Origin of the sequence: Spirosoma arboris, assembly GCF_009754945.1 — a bacterium.
GTDB classification, from domain to species: domain Bacteria; phylum Bacteroidota; class Bacteroidia; order Cytophagales; family Spirosomataceae; genus Spirosoma; species Spirosoma arboris.
Genome location: NZ_WPIN01000021.1, coordinates 34,618 through 52,669, shown reverse-complemented (window position 1 = coordinate 52,669; position 18,052 = coordinate 34,618). Strand labels below are relative to the sequence as shown.

Sequence of the window (18,052 nt, the reverse complement as noted above, 5' to 3'; positions counted from 1 at the left end):
TTCAGGGGATTTTTACGCCCAACTGGCGTAAGTCTTCTTTTGTCAGCGTAGGCATAGCCTGCGTCTGCTTCATTTTTTCGGCCACCCAGTCACCAACCCGGTGAGCCTGTTCCTGGCTGGCAAAGCCTACTATACCAGATTGCCCTGGTATAGTAGGCTGATGAATAATCAGCTTATCGTTATTCAGTATATCATACCCCCAACCGCCTGCTGTTTTAAATACCTGAACCTGATAATGAGGTTGCTTAGGGTAGACCATATAAACAGTCGCAATAGCTAAACAAATCAATAAAAGGAGTAGGCCCAGTCGAACTAGGGATGGTCGCGACCGTGGTTGCGAATCGGTTGTCATCATTAACTGTACCTGCACAACTATCGCCCAAATCAAATGGCACCAGTTGTGAGTGCGGTTTAGGGAATGACTTGTTCTATAGTCGGATCGAAATCCCACAGATCATCGAAACGACTGGTGCCATTGCTACCCGTTGTAACATAACCTTTATTGCCAATTGCCCAGCCTACAGCATAAGTTCGGGAAGCGCCTTCAAATACACCTCTGGCAGTCCATAGATCTGTAGTTGGATCATATTCCCAAACATCTTTGGTCGACGCATCACCACCGGTAATATACCCTTTGCCATTGATTGCAAATCCAACGGCATAACTCCGGGCAATGCTCGTCTGATCAGTAATAAAGTTAAGTTTTTGGGTCCACAAATCCTGTGAAGGGTCATACACATACCAGTCCAGCTGCGCTGAATTGTTGTTGTTACCCGTACCCACATAAGCCATATTATTAATGACAAAAGCAATAGCACCTACACGCTTCGAACCGCCGTAACTAGCCACTTTCGTCCATGCATTCTGCGTAGGATCATACGACCACATATCCTTCAGGTAGTTACCATCGAAACCACACGTTACATAGCCTTTTGTGCCAATCGAAAAAGCTGTTGCTGTTTGGCGGGCTGTACCTCCAAAGTCAGCGACCTGCTTCCAACTGTTAGCTGCCGGATCATATTCCCAGAAATCCTTTAAGCGGGTGGAGTTCGCATCAAGACCAGTACCAATATAGCCTTTCGTACCAACAGAGAAACCTACGCCCACGTTGCGGGCTATACCCGCAAAGTCAGCCTTCTGCGTCCAGGCATTTCGAGTGGGATCATAGGCCCAGAAGTCTTTCAGACGGTTATTGCTGACGTCAGTTCCAGTTCCCATATACGCAATCGTACCGATGACGAAACTGGAAGCGCCAAAGCGGGCCGGGCCTTCTAATTCAGATTTTGACGTCCAGTCACCCAGAATGACTACTGTGCTGGAGGTGTTGCAACCAATAAGGAGCCCTGCCCAGCCAATGCTGATTAGACCCAATATCCAGTTGACGCGTTTGGTCTTCTTTGTAGCGTTAGAGAGGGTAGTCTCGGAAGATACAGCTTTCGACTGTGAGCTCTTAGTCGAAAGGAATCGAAATGGTAAATGAATCATGAAAAACGAGCGTGAACGAACGAATTAAAACGTAAAGTTACAGTAATTTGCGTTAAGAACGACGATTTTGATAGTCTTACTGATACGAGTCGACAGATTAAGGGCCTAACTCAGGTGGAGTTGTGTATCAAATAGGTCGTGCAAAATTAAGCCAAAGGGGTCTTACTTACCAACGTGTTTTCCTCATAAAAATTCTTAATTATTCGTAGTGGTTTAAAGACACTTATGATAAAATCGAAACGACTATGAGACAAAGACTCGCTTTGTGTCATAGTCGTTGGAATCAGATTCCTTAAAAAAACTTAAAATTTCAGGCTCTTAAGCTGCCGAATCATCGACTTACCACCGGCCTTGCGTTGGATAGATGACCCCAGCGTAATCAGTGGATTACCACTCGTTGTTGCCCGTCGGCCGCTGGCCACACTACCCGAAATCTGACCGAGCGCTGTGCTTAAGTAGGCTTCATTTATATCGCCCAGGGGTAACAGATTAATCGGTTCGTCAACTTCTATACTGGGTGTAAACCCTGTCGAATAGTCTGACTGCCCTGCGCTGTTATACGATTTAAATACAATAGGCTGCATTCCCCATTTAATCTGTCCAGAATCATCCGTTATAGTAATAGAGCCTACGTTTTTACCATAGGTGGTTGTACCAATCGTCGTTACAGTCATGTATGGCCGTAATCCATTGATGATAAGCTCGCTGGCCGACGCCGTATGGTCGGTTGTGAGAACGAATACCCGGGAGAGATTACTACCGATATTCTGCGATTTATCGAGGAAATTCTGCACAAAGAAGCTGGAGCCATATTCCTGTTGCAATAGCGGAGTAATCGTAGTATTCCATTCTTCACGGAAGTACAATTTACTGGAACTGATTCCTTTCCCGATCAGGCTCGCCAGGTTCGCAGAGGAAGATGTATAGCCACCTGGATTGTAGCGTAAATCAAGAACAAGCTCAGTTACGCCCTGCGCTTTAAAATTACTGAAGACGGCATCTACCTGGGCATCATATTCATCGGCAGTGCTTCCATTAGCGCCTGGAACAAACTGGTTGTAAACTAAATAGCCCACTTTTTTGCTCCCTACCGTATACACTGAATCCAGAAATACCGGGTTTTCCTGAAATGTTGTGGCCGTTACACTGATGGTTTTATCGGTATCGACCAACGAAGATCCGCTGATACTGGCGAATCCAAATGTATAGGTTGTTCCCGTAAACAGTAAGTCCGAATAGTTGGTCGTGTTGAGCGACTGACCATTTACTTTCGAGATAATATCACCCCGCTTAATGCCAGCTAGTTGGGCTGGTGATCCGGGGAGCACATACAATACCTGAGCAATAACATCCGTGGAGCCCGACGCACGCAGGTATAAATTATACTCCATGCCAGTTGTTGTCGTTTGCCCACTCAGTTCCGCTGTCAGCGTATTGGCATCATTTTCAATCCATGAAAACCGGTCACCATCTGGGTTAGTAGTAACATTGTATGTATTCAGAATGGAGTCGAAAAAAACATCAGGAGCCAGGGTTGTATCGGGGTTTGCCGGAATTTTGGCGTTCCAGTAATACACCTCCCGCATATTCGATAAAATCCAGGAGTCAATAGTCTGATTCTCACTGGTTGTGGCCGACGTTTGCGGGGTAACATCATCAGTACTCTTCTTACAGGCCGACAACGACATGGCGAAACCTGCCAGTAGAAGTATTGACCAAATCCGGGAAGAAAGTAACTCTTTTGTTGTTGTAAGTACGAAATTCATATCGTTCTTGTCTATAGAGTAAGTTGAATAAAAAGCTGTCTTAATCTATAATGATTACGCGACCGAAATACTGATTGTTGCAGTAAGTAATCCGGCTACTAGAATTTAATAGTCATTTAATTCGGCTGGGTGGGATATTCGCCGAGGACTTGCCAGTGAGTAAACTGCTGATTTTCTGGGCCAGTATGGCTTGATGATGGTTCAGAAAATGCAAAACGCAATGGCTATTCTTGGCAGGTAGTCATGAAATTTTATTCCGAATCAATAGGCTTTAGAGCAGCCTGGAGGACGATAAGTAGTTGCAGTTATGTTGTATCTTTGATAATATGTTTTATAAAACCCTAGTAGTATAACAAACCTGTGGAAAGACGTAATGCGTTAAAAACAATGGCTGGGGCTGTTGGGGGGCTTATTAGCCTGCCTGCCTGGGCCAATGGCTGGACGACTGAAACTGTCCGTGCGACTCGGCAAATTCTTTCTGGAAGTCAGACTGAACTTTTGGCCGAGATAGTCGAAACGATAATACCAGTTACCGATACTCCTGGTGCAAAAACCCTGAATGTTCATCAATTCGTTCAGAAAATGGTGGCAGACTGCTATCCCAAGACTGCGCAGGAAAACCTTGGTAAGGGACTCGATACGTTAAATGATCTGGCCCAGAAGTCTTTCAGCAAACCCTTTGCTGAAGGCGATACAGCCCAACGAACAGCCCTTTTAACGCAACTGTCGCAATCAACGGATTCGGCGCAGAAAGATTTTTATTCGTTGGTGAAGAACTTAACTATTCGGGGATACATGACATCGGAATATGTGATGACCAATCTCACGCATTATGAATTTATTCCGGGCCGCTACCACGGTTGTGTACCGGTGCCAGCAAAAGCATCTTCTCAAGGAAAATAGATAGTCTGTTTATGGTATTCGGTTTACGATGGCTAACGCATCAGTTAGCGTAAATCGAATACTATAAACCGTAAACTACAAACAGAAAAATGTCTTACTTAAATATAGACGCTCAAGCCCAAAATACCTATGATGCCATCGTCATTGGCTCAGGTATTAGTGGAGGCTGGGCCGCGAAAGAATTAACGGGTAAAGGTCTTCGTACCCTGGTACTCGAACGGGGTCGTGATGTGCGGCACGTAACGGATTATCCGACGACCAACAAACAGCCCTGGGAGTTCGAACATCGGAACCAGCTTAAGCAGGAAGTACGGGAGGCCAACCCAATTATTAGTAAATGCTATGCATTCTACGAAGGTACTGAGCAGTTTTTTGTGAAAGATGCCGAACATCCCTATGTTCAGGATAAACCCTTTGATTGGATTCGGGGCTATCAGGTTGGCGGAAAATCGCTGATGTGGGCACGACAAACCCAACGCTGGAGTGACTTCGATTTTGAAGGCCCTGCCCGTGACGGATTCGCCGTCGACTGGCCCATCCGGTATGCCGATATTGCACCTTGGTACAGCTACGTAGAGCGTTTCGCCGGAATTACGGGCAATAAAGATGGCCTGGCGACATTGCCCGATGGCGAATTTTTGCCACCCCATGAATGGAATTGCGTAGAGAAACATTTTCAACAAAAAGTGGCGGCTAAATATAAAGATCGCCATGTGATTATGGGGCGGGCAGCTCATTTGACGCAACCCCAGCCGATTCATTTCCAGCAGGGGCGGGCACAATGTCAGCATCGAACCATTTGTGAGCGTGGCTGCCCATTTGGAGGGTATTTCAGCAGTAATTCGTCGACCATACCCTGGGCAGCTAAAACGGGTAAAATGACGTTACGGCCGCATTCGGTTGTGCACTCAATAATTTATGACGAGAAGAAAGGTCGGGCTACTGGCGTTCGTGTGATTGATGCCAATACAAAACAGATGCAGGAGTTTTATGCCCGTATCATTTTCCTGAATGCTGCTGCCCTGAACTCAAACTTAGTGTTGCTAAACTCAACATCGCATCGGTTCCCAAATGGTCTGGGTAATGACAGCGGAATACTAGGTAAATACGTCGCCTTCCATAATTACCGGGCGGGTATCTCAGGTGAGTACGACGGAAATCTTGATTCGACAACCGATGGTCGGCGACCGAATAGCCCTTATATTCCGCGTTTCCGAAATGTATTGAAACAGGAAACGAACTTTTTACGGGGCTATGCTTCTGGTTTTTCAGCTGGACGAATGTCGCGCTCTGATCAAAGCGGAGTAGGAGCCGATCTGAAAGAAAGTCTGTTGAATCCTAAACTTGGGGGCTGGTATGTGGGTTCGCACATGATGGGTGAAACCATCCCGAAAGAAACAAATTACCTCGCCCTCGATCCGACATTGAAAGATCCGTTTGGCATTCCGCAACTGAAAATTTCCATCGCCTACGACGACAACGACGACAAGATGGTGAAGGACTACCAGGAGCAATTGACAGAAATGTTTACGGAAGCCGGTTTCAAAAATATCCGGGTGCGCGACAGCCATGCGGCACCTGGTCTCGATATTCACGAAATGGGGGGCGTTCGGATGGGCAAAGATCCTAAAACGTCGATGCTCAATAAATGGAATCAACTTCATGCCGTGAAAAACGTATTTGTGACAGATGGAGCCTCTATGACGTCAACTTCCACACAAAACCCATCGCTGACGTATATGGCACTAACGGCCCGTGCTGCCGATTATGCCGTGAAAGCAATGAAGAAAGGCTTAGTGTAATTATTTATCGACCTAGTTAATACACTAAAGGCCAGTCGCTTTCACGACTGGCCTTTAGTGTATCTGGAGCGGGTATTCGCACGCGCCAGAAGTATTTCCGTGGATTAATTAACTTTTAATGCAAACCATTAAATTATACATTCCTAGTTTACAAACCATGACTAAATCCTTTTTCGGAATCACCTGTCTGATGGCTTCAGTGCTGGCACTAAATAGCCTGGCCGAAAACCATACTGGCAAGCATCCAAAGCCATTTGTTCGTACAGTAAAGAAGGCAGACACACCAACGGAATTAAAGCTTCCGTCAGGCTTTTCTGGGACTATAATTGCTCAGGATTTAGGCTCGGCCCGCCACATCGCTATCACCAAAACCGGCGATATCTATGTGAAACTGGCTAAACTCAAGGACGGGAAAGGGATTTATCGGCTTCGGGATACCGACAAAGATGGTCTTATTGACGAAACCACAGGCTTTGGTGATTACCCTGGAACGGGTATTTTTATCAACAATGGGTATTTATATGCGTCCTCGAACAACAGTATTTATCGGTATAAACTCAATGCGAATCAAGAGGTAATTAACGCCGATCAGCCCGAAAAACTGGTATCAGGCCTGCGTGAAAAAGATCGGGATAAATCGAAGTCAATTGCGGTCGATAATCAGAATAATCTGTATGTCAATATAGCCTCAGATAACGATGCCTGTCGTGAGACCGGAACGGGGAAAGGCTTAATGCCCTGCCCGCTTCTGGATTCGGCGGCTGGCATCTGGCGTTTTAAAGCGAACGTTCCTGATCAGGCTTTTGCCACTGGGACTCGGTATGCAACCGGTTTGAAAAATGTAGTGGGCCTGGATTGGAATGCCAAAACCAATTCCCTGTTTGTTCTGCAACACGGCCGGGGCAGATTCGATGATTTTTACCCGCAATATTATACGCCACAGCAAAGCGCCGAGTTGCCTGCCGAAACGATGTATGAAGTCCATCAGGGCGATGATGCCGGCTGGCCTTATATTTATTACGATCCCATTCAGAAAAAGAAAATTCTAGCGCCTGAATATGGAGGAGATGGCAAAAAAACGGGTGGCGAAAAAGCGATAAACCCAGTAGTTGCTTTTCCTGCTCATATGGCTCCCAATGGATTATTGTTCTATACCGGAACCGCGTTTCCTGAACGCTATCGGAATGGGGCGTTTGTTGCCTTCCATTCTCAATCACAGCCGATACATAAAGGCTACCTGGTTGGTTTTGTGCCATTTAAAAATGGCAAGCCATCGGGTCCGTGGGAGATTTTTGCAAATAATTTCGCCGGAGTTGACCTGGAGAAACCGGCAGGACCTGTTCAGCATCGTCCCTGTGGATTAGCTCAGGGCCCCGATGGATCGTTATATGTGACCGATGATTTAAATGGAACCTTGTTTAAAATTAGCTATCAGAATTCTGCAAAAAGCCAGAAAGCAATGACGGCTTCGAAGAAGAAGTAATTGACGATATCACCAATAATTTACAAAAGCCATCTGCGCGAGCAGGTGGCTTTTTGTGTGCTTGGGTTTATGGCTTTGACCGGACTTTTAACAAACATTAACTTGGAAGGATGTGCCTGACAATGAATCTTTATGATGTACAAAGTTCCTGCTAAACGATGCGTTATCTAGTTCTGACAGTTTTACTTTCCAGTCTTATCGTCAATCTGGCAATTGGTCAACATACTCAACGACATATCGGCGATTATACTGTTTTTACTATTCCGTTCGAAGGAGACTCAATTACATTCGCGGTGGTCGCCCGAAAAGGTGAACTGACGAAGCGCAAGCCGATTTTTCTATTTAGGCAGGGTTCTCTGCTACCATTAATCCGAAGACTAATAAACCTTCGTTAACGGAACTTCCCATCACCTGCTACGACCACGAAGCAGACTATTATGCGATTATGATTGCCAAACCGGGTGTTCCTCTCGTTGTCGACGATGCGTATTTAGATACACTCTTTAATACACGTACTAATCCTAAGCCAGCGATGTACCCAGAAAAATACCAGCATCACAACTATCTTGATTATTACGTTCGTCAGACCAATGCTGTTTTTGATTTTGTTCTTAAACAACCTTGGGCAGATACCAAACGGGTTGTACTCGCTGGTGGGTCGGAAGGCTACCATGTGGCCATTAAAACAGCGTATACAAATCGTAGGGTTACCCATTTAATCGTATCATCGGGTGGGTTGGAGGGGCGGCATCAATCCATCATGCGTATTGAGCGAATGAAAGGATATACGGGCGAGTATACGCAGGAAGAGGCTCAACGGAGTGTCGAGGAATTACAGCGCGAATGGGTTACCATCTGTAAAGATTCGCTCAATGCTACGTCGACCATAGGTGACCCAAGGCGCACCATGTATTCATTTTCGCACGGTCATAACCTAGACTATCTACTTGCGCTAACCATACCAATTCGTGTGATCTATGGCACTGCTGATGTAGGGTCAACCTCGAACGATATTTTACCCCTTGAATTTGCCCGTCGCGGGAAAACGAATCTTACTCTAAAGGCATATCCCAATCATGACCATACATATTACAAACTAACTTATGATGCGAAGGGGAGGGTTATTGATAAAGTCTACAATGGGGTTACTGTAGAAAAGGAGTATTTCGCATGGCTTCAACTTCATTAATCATCCTGTCAATAGCTGGTATTTAAGGAAGATTAGAGTTATTGACTTGATTTTGAGGATTTTATTTGAAGAAATAAACCGATTGGGTGCTGGGAAGTAATTAAGTAGTAAGTTATAAATGTCACGTACTACTTAATTTATGCATATCCGAAACACTAGGTTGGATAGTAGGCTAACAGGTATCGGCGTTGCGACAATCTCGAATGCGCCTACCCTGAACAGTAAACCTAATCAATCTGTACCTTTACACCCATGCACAGACACTTTGTTTGTTGCTCATTAACCGACCTATTGTTTTATGAATTACTCCGAAAAGATTACCCGCCAACAGTTTCTTAAATTAGGGGCTCTTGCGACGTCGGCGGCTTTATTACCCCAGATAGATGCGTTTGCTGCCTCTTCGAAAAAGGTTGGTTTGCAATTGTATACCCTGCGGGATTTGATGGGGAAAGACCCCGATGGAACATTGAAAAAAGTAGCTGAGATAGGCTACAAAGAAGTTGAGTTGTTTGGTTATTCGGATGGTAAATTCTTTGGAAAAACGCCTAAAGTGTTTGCTGACCAGCTGAAAAGTCTGGGTCTATCGGTGCCCAGCGGACACTATACAACGGGCAAAACGATGCCTAATGCGAAAGGAACGCTTACCAACGACTGGAAGCGTGCCGTCGACGATGCAGCTGCCATTGGACAGAAATACATGGTTTGCGCCTACTTGTTCCCCGATGAGCGGAAGAAATTAGATGACTACAAGCAATTTGCCGAGCTGTTCAATAAGTCGGCGGAAGTGGTTAAAGCTGCTGGCATGCAGTTCTGTTACCACAACCACGATTTTGAGTTTAAGGAAATGGACGGTAAACTACCCTATGATGTGCTGTTAGGTGGTACCGATAAGAACCTGGTAAAACTCGAACTTGATCTTTATTGGGCTACGTTCGCCAATCAGGACCCCGTTGCTCTATTCAAAAAACACCCCGGTCGTTTCCCGCTTTGGCATATCAAGGACATGGAAAAAACAGCCGAACGTGCGTTTGCGCCGGTTGGAACGGGCTCCATTAACTTTCAACGTATTTTCGATGCGAAGGCAACGGCAGGTATGACGCATTACTTTGTGGAGCAGGATGTTTGTAAGCTTCCACCGCTCGAATCGATTGCAATTAGCTACAAGAATGTTGAGAAATTGAAAGTGTAATCCGTTTGGCCTGCATAAGGCTATATCCGATTTATAAGTAGTACGATAAACGCCAGATAGGGTATAGACAAACCTTGTTTGGCGTTTATTTTTTATGCTACTTTTTAACCTAGTGTTGCGTGGCGTCAGGTTCGTGGGTAAAACTGCCAGACAGCATGGTAAAACACGAGCCCCTTTCTACCTTTGCAGAAAATCTGATGAGTGAATTAACGAATGAGTGATCGAGCGAATAGGCTTCCTTTCTCATTCATTCAATCACTCATTCACTAATTCGCTCATTTATTCATGGAATACCGCATCGAAAAAGACACGATGGGCCAGGTGCAAGTACCGGCCAACGTTTATTGGGGCGCTCAAACCCAGCGCTCTATCGAGAACTTCAAAATTGCTCAGGACATCAATAAAATGCCCCGCGAGATTATCCGGGCATTTGCTTATCTCAAAAAAGCGGCTGCATTAACCAACCTCGATGCTGGCGTATTACCAAAAGAAAAAAGCGACCTTATCGGTCAGGCCTGCGACGAAATTCTGGAAGGTAAACTGGACGATCAATTCCCATTGGTAGTTTGGCAAACGGGTTCGGGTACGCAGTCGAACATGAACGTCAACGAAGTTGTGGCCTATCGTGGGCATGTACTGCACGGCGGTCAGCTTACCGATGAAAAGAAGTTTTTGCACCCCAATGACGATGTGAACAAGTCGCAGTCGAGTAACGATACGTTCCCGACGGCTATGCACATCGCGGCTTATAAAATCCTGCTCGACGTTACCATTCCGGGTATCACCAAGTTGCGCGATACGCTGGCTGCCAAGTCGAAACAGTTCATGCACATCGTCAAAATCGGTCGGACGCACTTCATGGATGCAACTCCCCTTACGGTTGGGCAGGAGTTTTCGGGCTACGTTTCGCAACTCGACCACGGTCTGCGGGCTATCAATAACTCACTGGCTCACCTGAGCGAACTGGCCTTAGGCGGAACCGCTGTTGGGACGGGAATCAACACCCCCCCGAATTATTCGGAGAATGTAGCGAAGCACATTGCCGACGTAACGGGCCTGCCATTCATCACGGCCGAAAATAAGTTTGAAGCCCTGGCCGCACACGATGCCATTGTAGAAGCCCACGGTGCTTTGAAAACTGTAGCCGCTAGCCTGATGAAAATCGGGAACGACATTCGCATGCTGTCGAGTGGCCCTCGTGCAGGTATCGGCGAATTGCACATTCCTGATAATGAGCCGGGTTCGTCGATCATGCCGGGTAAAGTGAATCCAACCCAATGCGAAGCTATGACAATGGTAGCCGCACAGGTAATGGGCAACGATGTGGCAATCAACTTTGGTGGTGCCATGGGCCACTTTGAATTAAACGTGTTCAAGCCGGTCATGATCTACAATTTCCTGCACTCGGCACGATTGATTGGCGACGTCTGTGTATCGTTCAACGACAAATGCGCTGAAGGCATCGAACCCATCGAAGCGAACATCAAAAAACACGTTGATTCGTCACTAATGCTGGTAACGGCGCTGAACACCAAAATCGGCTATTATAAAGCCGCCGAAATTGCCCAGACCGCCCACAAGAACGGCTCGACCTTAAAAGAAACCGCACTGAAACTCGGCTATCTGACGGAAGAAGAGTTTAATGAATGGGTGAAGCCGGAAGATATGGTTGGAGAGATCAAGTAAGTTTTAGCCCACTGCCTTAGCTAGAAATAATTATTTTTAAAACATACTTATTCTTTGGCCTCAGCAATGAGGCCTTTTTTGTATACAGTTAGTCTATAAGAATAGAGCCCAGCTTGTCAAGCCGGGCTCTAAAATATTCATCTTCATTCCTTAGGGTTTACAGAGGTTACAAGCCACTAATGATACGGGCGTAAACGTTATTAAGTCTGTTGACATCATAACTGCCTCCTCCATCATCGGCTACATTGATGGTGATATTTGATGTACTACCAGCATTAGCCGTGGTGCGAGTGACACTAAAGCCTAGATTTAGCGTTGTGTTAGCCTCTACCGATTCACCACTGTTGATAGTGAGGCTCAATTGGTGATTGCCCACATTGTTACTGATTTGCCACTTACTATTCTGCACGGCGACGGGATTATTACTGCCCCCTGCCACATCGATACTGGTCAGCGAATTGTTAAAATCGACAGTATAGCCTGCTGGCGCAGTGATGGTAATAACGATGGTGCCACTGGCAGTTTCCCCGTTAACCTCCTGGAGCTGGATGAGAAAATCTTTGCTATCTCCAGCCTGGAAGTTAGCATCGGGCAGACTGATAATGGCCGATAGATCAGGGCCAGATACCGCCGTTACACTTACCAGCAGCGTCTGGCTATAATCACCTATCGTAGCTACTAGAGTAAATGTTTGTACGCCAGCCGTGATCAGACTGGCTGATACGGACGGACTGGTAGCTGAAGTGGTGAACTGTGCCCCGGATGGTGCTTGCCACTGGTAAGTAGTAGCCCCCGTGGCTGTAAGACTCACAACTATTCCCACGTTAGCCAGCGGCAACGAAGCCCCTGCTGATAGGGCTGGAAGCGGTGTCTGAATAGTAAGCGCATAGTCTTCCACTTCGCCTGAATTCGCCTGCCCGCCTGTATCCACTATTTCATTGGCTGCGCTAGCTAACCGAAAACGGGCAAAACTAGGCCCTACCGCTCCGAATCCCCCACCTGTCCAGGTAATCGAGGACCAGATTAGGGTAGCACTGGTTGCGCCTGTAGGGACGACTACCTGAGCTCGTTCATTGGTCGAAAACTGCTGATCCCTGTTAAAGTCAATCCAGCCATTTAGAGTCGCATCTGAACCTGTTGTATTCGTTACTGTGACACTAAGCACATACCCAGTTTGGTTGGCATGTAATTCTGGGAAAGAAGTGATGCCGTCTTCGTCGTCATCACCAGTAATATCGTCCCCAGTAGCACTCCGATCAAGTAAAGGACCATTATCGTAAAGAAGCCCATTCGGTTCAGCATCAATCAAATTTCCGATCCGTAACCCGTTTGTGATAACATGGCGAGGGCCATTAGACTCATTTAGCCAAGTGCCATACGCAGCAGGAGCATCACCAAAGTCTAGCTGAGTGACCGTGTCGCTGAAAGGCATAGTCATTTGGGCGAAGGTATTGCTTTGGAGACCAGCAGCATCGACATGACCATAGAGAAACCTGGCTATAACATTCCCATCCTTAGGATCTACCGTTAATTTGGCTGGATTATAATTAGGTATAGTCTGTCCTTCGGTAACTGGAATATTATCATAATAAAATGTGCAAAAATCTGTCCCAAACAGCTTGGAAATCAAGATGGTGTTAGTACCACTGATGCCGTCATAAACTCCATCTTCTGGATCAGACCCCGTTAGGGTTGGTACTTGTACCCGAGCTGTACCCAGTGGGTTAGGTTGAACGGTGGCTGTCACTGAATTAGTTACAGGCCAATAATCGACCCCAAAATTTACCTCCGAAACATCCCCCGTTTGCCCTACGGTAACTTGAATGCCTGCGTCAGGCGTACCGTCACTACCAGGGCCTGCCCCAATGTGTTCCCCCGTAGGGTGTATCGTAGAGAGGCCATATAGAGCGAAACTGGGAATAGGGCCCTCATAAAGCCATAGCCGGTAGGTAGTATTAGGATCTACCGTGATTTTGTAAGTTCCATCCTTAGCTACTTGCGTAAAACTATAGTAGGTGAGGGAACCTGGATTTGGATTGAGGATGACGACGTGGAGTGGAGGGTCGTCATTGAGCGGGGTGCCATTCACCGTGTTGTCAGTCAGACCATTGGCATCGTGGAAAACTCGGCCAGAGATAGTCGGTGGAGGAAAGACAAAATCTAAAATAAGTTGAGCAGGCCCATCATTGATAGTTACATTCTCCCCGACCTCCCGGAAACTTGCCTGGCCAGCAGCATCAACTACGCTGAAGGTGAAATTGACTGTCACTAACCCATCCGCTGGGTCGACTGTCAATTGAGCTGGATTATAGTTATGAATAAGATCACCTGCCTTTACTGGCACCCCCTGATAATAAAGAATGCCAGTGGCAGGCGTTGGCAGTGAATTAATAATAATCGTATTCGTTCCACTGACGCCATTGTAAAAACCGTCCTCAGTATCCGTACCGGTTAATATCGGTATTTTTACCTGAACAGTACCTCCAGGATTGATTGACGACGTTTTTGTTCTATAGGCATAAGGCAGAAAATCTATGCCAAAATTAACTCCTGACACGTCCTGATCAGTTAGGCTGATTAAAGTCATTCCATCCGGTGTGCCATCGCCCCCAGGAGCAGTCCCCTCTCCGGTGAAAGCAGTACCTGAGTAATTATTTGAGGGTTGTTGAGTTCCTACGTTCACTTCCTGCCAGAAATACACGACTTTATACGTCGTGTTAGGGGTTAGGTCCGAGAAGCTATAAACAGCCGTACCATATACCAGCCTAGAAGTAAGAATAATATTCGAAACGGGATCAACCAGGCAGACATAGGCGCTATTGAGCAGAAGGGGACCGTTGACAAGGCCATCAGTCAGGCCGTTAGCATCATTGTAAATAGAGCCTGAGATGGTCAGTCCGGCAACTTTCTTCTTTTTCGTTGCTGAGTAGGCGAGGTTTGCTGTAGGATTTGGCTTAGCAAGAAGCAAAGCCTGTATACTATCACTGAACCAAATTGTTAAGATTAGTAGAATACGGACACAGTACTGCATATTTTAATTTATTAAAGTGTGAATAATTAAACTACTGATTTGTCAAAGCAAGGATTAGCCTAATCTTACCTTGATCTAAATAGCTTCCATGCCGAATATGAACTATAATAGGCGAGAGTATTGCTAACCGACGAATTTCTATTGATAAGATTAAGTCATGCCAACTTGCTTTGCAAAGCAAGTTGGGCCTGTTTAACGCCAGCTGATACTGATAAACAAACTAGGGAAAAGTCTTTCATAATCGGGCTATTAGTGCTCTATCACTGGATATTTTCAATACTGCGCTGATAAGAGTAAGATACTAGTTGTAGTGAGCTAGTAAGGCGACTGGAGGTGATTTTGCCCATCAGAATTTAAAATTAAAATACAATTAAATTTTAAATTACTTCCAAAGACCTTCAGACTAATCAACCGCTCTCTTTGCCTGGAAATCCAATTGTATTATTCTAATGGAATGATTTTATTGTACTAATAAAAGTTAATCTCCTTTTAAGCCTGTTTGTATAGGCATCGGTCAACTATTTTCATTGTTTAAACGAAATTTGTTTAAACGAATATTGGTTATACCTTTGACATGGCAAACAAGACATGAAAGAGCATTTGTTTAATGAATACCACCGGCTCATTAAGAATATACATCAGACGGATAGCTACATCTTCAACTATTTTGGACAAAAGCTAGCTCCGTTCGATTTGTCGGTTCAGCAATACGTCACCTTACGCCGTCTGTCGGAGGTTTATCCGAATAGTTTGACAGCGGGTGAGTTAAAGGAAAAGATGAATGATATCAATTCTGATATGACCCGATTGACAGACCGGTTGGTAGCAAAAAATCTGATCGTTCGCGAGATAGATCCACAAAATCGTCGGCGCGTTAATCTGCGACTTACCGAAGAATCGCATCGATTTGTAGAAACCGTAGCCGCCGATTTCAAGAATTTTGAATCGATCGTTAGCCACCTGACTGACGAGGAAGTAAGCACTATGAATACACTCCTGGAAAAAATTAGAAATCAATCAGTAAAATGAAAAAGTACATAATAGGAGCAGGGCTATGGGTACTGAGTCTGGGATGGGTGAACGCCCAGTCAGCACCGGCGGTCATGCCACTGGACAAAGCCATTCAATTGGCCTTGCAAAACAATAAGGGGATTAAATTGGCTGATTTGCGAACCGAGTCGGCTGAGTCGCGCTTGCAGGAAGCTAAGGATCGTAGCTTGCCAACGGCGAATGCATCATTGGCGTATTCCCGCTATAGCCTGACAGGTCCGTTTTCATTCGGAAAAGGCGATGACGGGAAAGCGCTGTTTGGTATACCGGCTGGCGCGTTCAACGCAACAATGGGTGGCGCTACGATCAGCAAGGAGATTTTTGGCGGATTTGCTGAAAAATCAGCCGAAAAATCAGCGGACTTATTGGCAAAAGCCAGTCATCTTGATGCCAAACGTAACCGTTCGGAATTAGTTTATACTGTGTCCGATGCGTATTATAACATTGTCAAACTGGCTCGTTCGATTGGCGTCATTGAGCAGAGTATCAAACAGTTCGATGAGAAAGAACGCGAAGCTCAAAATCTTCAGAAAGAAGGCGTGGTAACGGCCAATGAAGTACTGAAGATTCAGCTACAGAAAAATAACCTGCAACTGAGTCGTTTACAGGTCGAAAAGGCTCGTCAGACAGCACTCTATAATTTCAATCTGCTGGTAGGTCTACCGGAGAATCAGGTGATCGCTATCGATACAGTTCTGACAAATCCTGCTGCGACGGCTGAACCGCTCAGTTCATTTATGGATAAGGCGGTGCAGACACGCCCCGAAGTAGAAGCCAATGCGTTACGCGTGCAATCGGCGCAGGAGTTGTTGCGGAATACCAAAAGCGTCATGTATCCGCATCTGGGGGCATCAGTGGGCTATAATTACATTAACCCAACTGCCCGCGTTTTTCCAGAAGCCAGTTCATTCATTAGCGCCTGGAATGTGGGCCTTGGACTTACGTATAACATTGGCTCTTTGTACAACATGAAGGGCAAAGTGCACAGCGCTCAAACGGCAATCGATCAGGCCAGCCTGCAAGGTCAGCAACAAACCGATCAGATTCGGTCGGAGGTTGTAACGGCCTATAACAATTACCAACTGGCTCTGGAACAGCAGAATGTGATTCGGACCGCCGTAGGGCAAGCGCAGGAAAATTACCGCCTGACCGAATCCCGCTTCCGCAATGGACTGGTTGGTTCAACCGATCTGCTCGAAGCCGACAGCTTCCTGTTACAGGCACAACTTAATGTAATCAATGCAACCGTAGATGCGCAACTGGCTTATCAGCGCCTGTTGAAAGCGACGGGTAATAACCTCAATTAATCTCTCGTTTCGAAGAACGAAAAAATCATGGACAAGAAAACTTTATTCCGCATAGGGGGCCTCATCGTTCTGGCAGTTGCTCTCTTTTTTGGGTACAGCGAATTTAAGTACCTACAACGACATGAAACAACCGACGATGCCCAGATTGACGGCGACGTAAACCCCGTTATTCCGAAAGCGAGTGGATATGTAAAAGCAATTCGCTTCAAAGACAATCAGTTTGTAAAAGAAGGCGATACCCTTATTGTGTTAGACGATGCCGATTACCGCATCCGGGTAGCCCAGGCCGAAGCCGCTATACAAAGCGCAATGGCTGCCGACCGAGTGTCTCGTTCTCAGGTAAGCGTAGCGTCGGCAAGTGTACAAAGCTCGCAGGCGAGTGTGCAAACTGCTCGTGATCAAGTAGCTACGGCGCAGGCTAACGTAGTGGCTGCGCAGGTTCGTGCCCGCAAAGCCAATCTGGATTTTGAACGTTACAGCCGATTGCTGGCTGAGAAAACCGTTCCACAACAGCAATTCGACGCGATTCAGGCTGAACGGGATGCCGCCCAGGCACAAGTACAAGCTGCTCAGGCTCAGTTACAAACGGCTCAGTCACAGGTAAATGCGGCTGGTACCCAAACGGGTGTAACGAGTTCGCAGCGGAAAGCAACCGAAGGGCAGATTACCGTGGCACAGGCAGCTATCAAACAACGTCAGACGGATCTGGACCTGGCTAAACTACAATTATCCTACACGGTTGTGTTGGCCCCGGCTTCGGGTGTTGTTTCGAAACGTTCGGTACAGGTAGGCCAACTGGTGCAGGCTGGTCAGGCGCTTTGCTCGGTTGTTGGTAACTCTTCGTTGTGGGTTACGGCTAACTTCAAAGAAACGCAGTTAAAACAAATGCAGCCTGGACAGACCGTGGATATTGACGTGGATGCGTTTGAAGGCGAAAAACTGGTCGGTCATGTTGGCTCGTTTGCTGGTGCAACAGGTGCAAAATTCACCCTGCTTCCTCCCGACAACGCTACAGGCAACTACGTGAAAGTGGTACAACGGATTCCGGTTCGAATCGATCTGGATAAAAATAGCCCGCTCTACGCTAAGCTTCGCCCCGGTATGAGTGCGACGGTAGCTGTGGATTTACAGAAGTAAAGTTTTGTGCGTGGCGTCAGGTTT

General features: G+C 46.3%; 14 protein-coding genes. 10 read left to right on the top strand and 4 right to left on the bottom strand.

Translation table 11 applies throughout. The annotated features are described in order from the left end of the window. Window position 1: 1 nt before the first annotated feature. The 3 genes from GO755_RS34510 to GO755_RS34500 all read right to left on the bottom strand — a co-directional run bounded on the left by GO755_RS34510 (window position 2) and on the right by GO755_RS34500 (window position 3,251). Complete coding sequence (locus GO755_RS34510; RefSeq protein WP_227687198.1) at window positions 2–259, bottom strand: DUF4907 domain-containing protein; 258 nt, start codon at window positions 257–259, stop codon at window positions 2–4. 152 nt (window positions 260–411) lie between these two features. Continuing rightward, a complete protein-coding gene (locus GO755_RS34505) occupies window positions 412–1,485 on the bottom strand; it encodes a Kelch repeat-containing protein (protein WP_157589998.1) in 1,074 nt (357 codons plus the stop codon). 302 nt (window positions 1,486–1,787) lie between these two features. Beyond that, window positions 1,788–3,251: a S41 family peptidase gene (locus GO755_RS34500; protein ID WP_157589997.1), complete on the bottom strand. Its 1,464-nt coding sequence runs from the start codon at window positions 3,249–3,251 to the stop codon at window positions 1,788–1,790. A gap of 387 nt (window positions 3,252–3,638) precedes the next feature. On the opposite strand from GO755_RS34500, the gene GO755_RS34495 reads away from it, so the two are divergent. The 7 genes from GO755_RS34495 (at window position 3,639) to fumC (ending at window position 11,503) form a co-directional block, all read left to right on the top strand. After that, a complete protein-coding gene (locus GO755_RS34495; RefSeq protein ID WP_157590091.1) occupies window positions 3,639–4,154 on the top strand; it encodes a gluconate 2-dehydrogenase subunit 3 family protein in 516 nt (171 codons plus the stop codon). An 89-nt stretch (window positions 4,155–4,243) separates the two neighbouring features. Continuing rightward, entirely contained in the window at window positions 4,244–5,956 is a 1,713-nt protein-coding gene (locus GO755_RS34490; protein ID WP_157589996.1) for a GMC oxidoreductase, read from the top strand. 157 nt (window positions 5,957–6,113) lie between these two features. Then, the gene (locus GO755_RS34485) at window positions 6,114–7,439 is read left to right on the top strand and encodes a PQQ-dependent sugar dehydrogenase (RefSeq protein ID WP_157589995.1); all 1,326 of its coding nucleotides are present in this window, start codon (window positions 6,114–6,116) and stop codon (window positions 7,437–7,439) included. 158 nt (window positions 7,440–7,597) lie between these two features. Then, the gene (locus GO755_RS34480; protein WP_157589994.1) at window positions 7,598–7,834 is read left to right on the top strand and encodes a hypothetical protein; all 237 of its coding nucleotides are present in this window, start codon (window positions 7,598–7,600) and stop codon (window positions 7,832–7,834) included. A gap of 50 nt (window positions 7,835–7,884) precedes the next feature. Then, window positions 7,885–8,628, top strand: a complete 744-nt coding sequence (locus GO755_RS34475; RefSeq protein ID WP_157589993.1) for an alpha/beta hydrolase — start codon at window positions 7,885–7,887, stop codon at window positions 8,626–8,628. A gap of 298 nt (window positions 8,629–8,926) precedes the next feature. Continuing rightward, window positions 8,927–9,817 (top strand): sugar phosphate isomerase/epimerase family protein, encoded by an 891-nt coding sequence (locus GO755_RS34470; protein WP_157589992.1) that lies wholly within the window; start codon window positions 8,927–8,929, stop codon window positions 9,815–9,817. A 285-nt stretch (window positions 9,818–10,102) separates the two neighbouring features. Further along, complete coding sequence (fumC, locus tag GO755_RS34465) at window positions 10,103–11,503, top strand: class II fumarate hydratase (protein WP_157589991.1); 1,401 nt, start codon at window positions 10,103–10,105, stop codon at window positions 11,501–11,503. Window positions 11,504–11,669: 166 nt separating this feature from the next. On the opposite strand, the gene GO755_RS34460 is transcribed toward fumC, so the two are convergent. Next, window positions 11,670–14,534: a GEVED domain-containing protein gene (locus GO755_RS34460; protein ID WP_157589990.1), complete on the bottom strand. Its 2,865-nt coding sequence runs from the start codon at window positions 14,532–14,534 to the stop codon at window positions 11,670–11,672. Window positions 14,535–15,122: 588 nt separating this feature from the next. Here GO755_RS34460 and GO755_RS34455 point away from each other — a divergent pair. From GO755_RS34455 to GO755_RS34445, 3 genes are read left to right on the top strand one after another with little or no spacing between them, the layout of a single operon-like run. Further along, the gene (locus GO755_RS34455) at window positions 15,123–15,563 is read left to right on the top strand and encodes a MarR family winged helix-turn-helix transcriptional regulator (RefSeq protein ID WP_157589989.1); all 441 of its coding nucleotides are present in this window, start codon (window positions 15,123–15,125) and stop codon (window positions 15,561–15,563) included. Further along, complete coding sequence (locus GO755_RS34450) at window positions 15,560–16,891, top strand: TolC family protein (RefSeq protein WP_157589988.1); 1,332 nt, start codon at window positions 15,560–15,562, stop codon at window positions 16,889–16,891. Before GO755_RS34455 ends, GO755_RS34450 begins: the two co-directional genes overlap by 4 nt. Before the next feature lie 27 nt (window positions 16,892–16,918). Continuing rightward, on the top strand, window positions 16,919–18,028 hold the full coding sequence (locus GO755_RS34445; RefSeq protein WP_157589987.1) for an HlyD family secretion protein: 1,110 nt from the start codon (window positions 16,919–16,921) through the stop codon (window positions 18,026–18,028). The last annotated feature ends 24 nt before the right edge of the window (window positions 18,029–18,052 follow it).

Bases quoted from the DNA above. Each gene is read 5' to 3' on its own strand.
- GO755_RS34510 (WP_227687198.1), bottom strand. From the start codon at position 259: ATGGTCTACCCTAAGCAACCTCATTATCAGGTTCAGGTATTTAAAACA.
- GO755_RS34505 (WP_157589998.1), bottom strand. From the start codon at position 1,485: ATGATTCATTTACCATTTCGATTCCTTTCGACTAAGAGCTCACAGTCG.
- GO755_RS34500 (WP_157589997.1), bottom strand. From the start codon at position 3,251: ATGAATTTCGTACTTACAACAACAAAAGAGTTACTTTCTTCCCGGATT.
- GO755_RS34495 (WP_157590091.1), top strand. From the start codon at position 3,639: ATGGCTGGGGCTGTTGGGGGGCTTATTAGCCTGCCTGCCTGGGCCAAT.
- GO755_RS34490 (WP_157589996.1), top strand. From the start codon at position 4,244: ATGTCTTACTTAAATATAGACGCTCAAGCCCAAAATACCTATGATGCC.
- GO755_RS34485 (WP_157589995.1), top strand. From the start codon at position 6,114: ATGACTAAATCCTTTTTCGGAATCACCTGTCTGATGGCTTCAGTGCTG.
- GO755_RS34480 (WP_157589994.1), top strand. From the start codon at position 7,598: ATGCGTTATCTAGTTCTGACAGTTTTACTTTCCAGTCTTATCGTCAAT.
- GO755_RS34475 (WP_157589993.1), top strand. From the start codon at position 7,885: ATGATTGCCAAACCGGGTGTTCCTCTCGTTGTCGACGATGCGTATTTA.
- GO755_RS34470 (WP_157589992.1), top strand. From the start codon at position 8,927: ATGAATTACTCCGAAAAGATTACCCGCCAACAGTTTCTTAAATTAGGG.
- fumC (WP_157589991.1), top strand. From the start codon at position 10,103: ATGGAATACCGCATCGAAAAAGACACGATGGGCCAGGTGCAAGTACCG.
- GO755_RS34460 (WP_157589990.1), bottom strand. From the start codon at position 14,534: ATGCAGTACTGTGTCCGTATTCTACTAATCTTAACAATTTGGTTCAGT.
- GO755_RS34455 (WP_157589989.1), top strand. From the start codon at position 15,123: ATGAAAGAGCATTTGTTTAATGAATACCACCGGCTCATTAAGAATATA.
- GO755_RS34450 (WP_157589988.1), top strand. From the start codon at position 15,560: ATGAAAAAGTACATAATAGGAGCAGGGCTATGGGTACTGAGTCTGGGA.
- GO755_RS34445 (WP_157589987.1), top strand. From the start codon at position 16,919: ATGGACAAGAAAACTTTATTCCGCATAGGGGGCCTCATCGTTCTGGCA.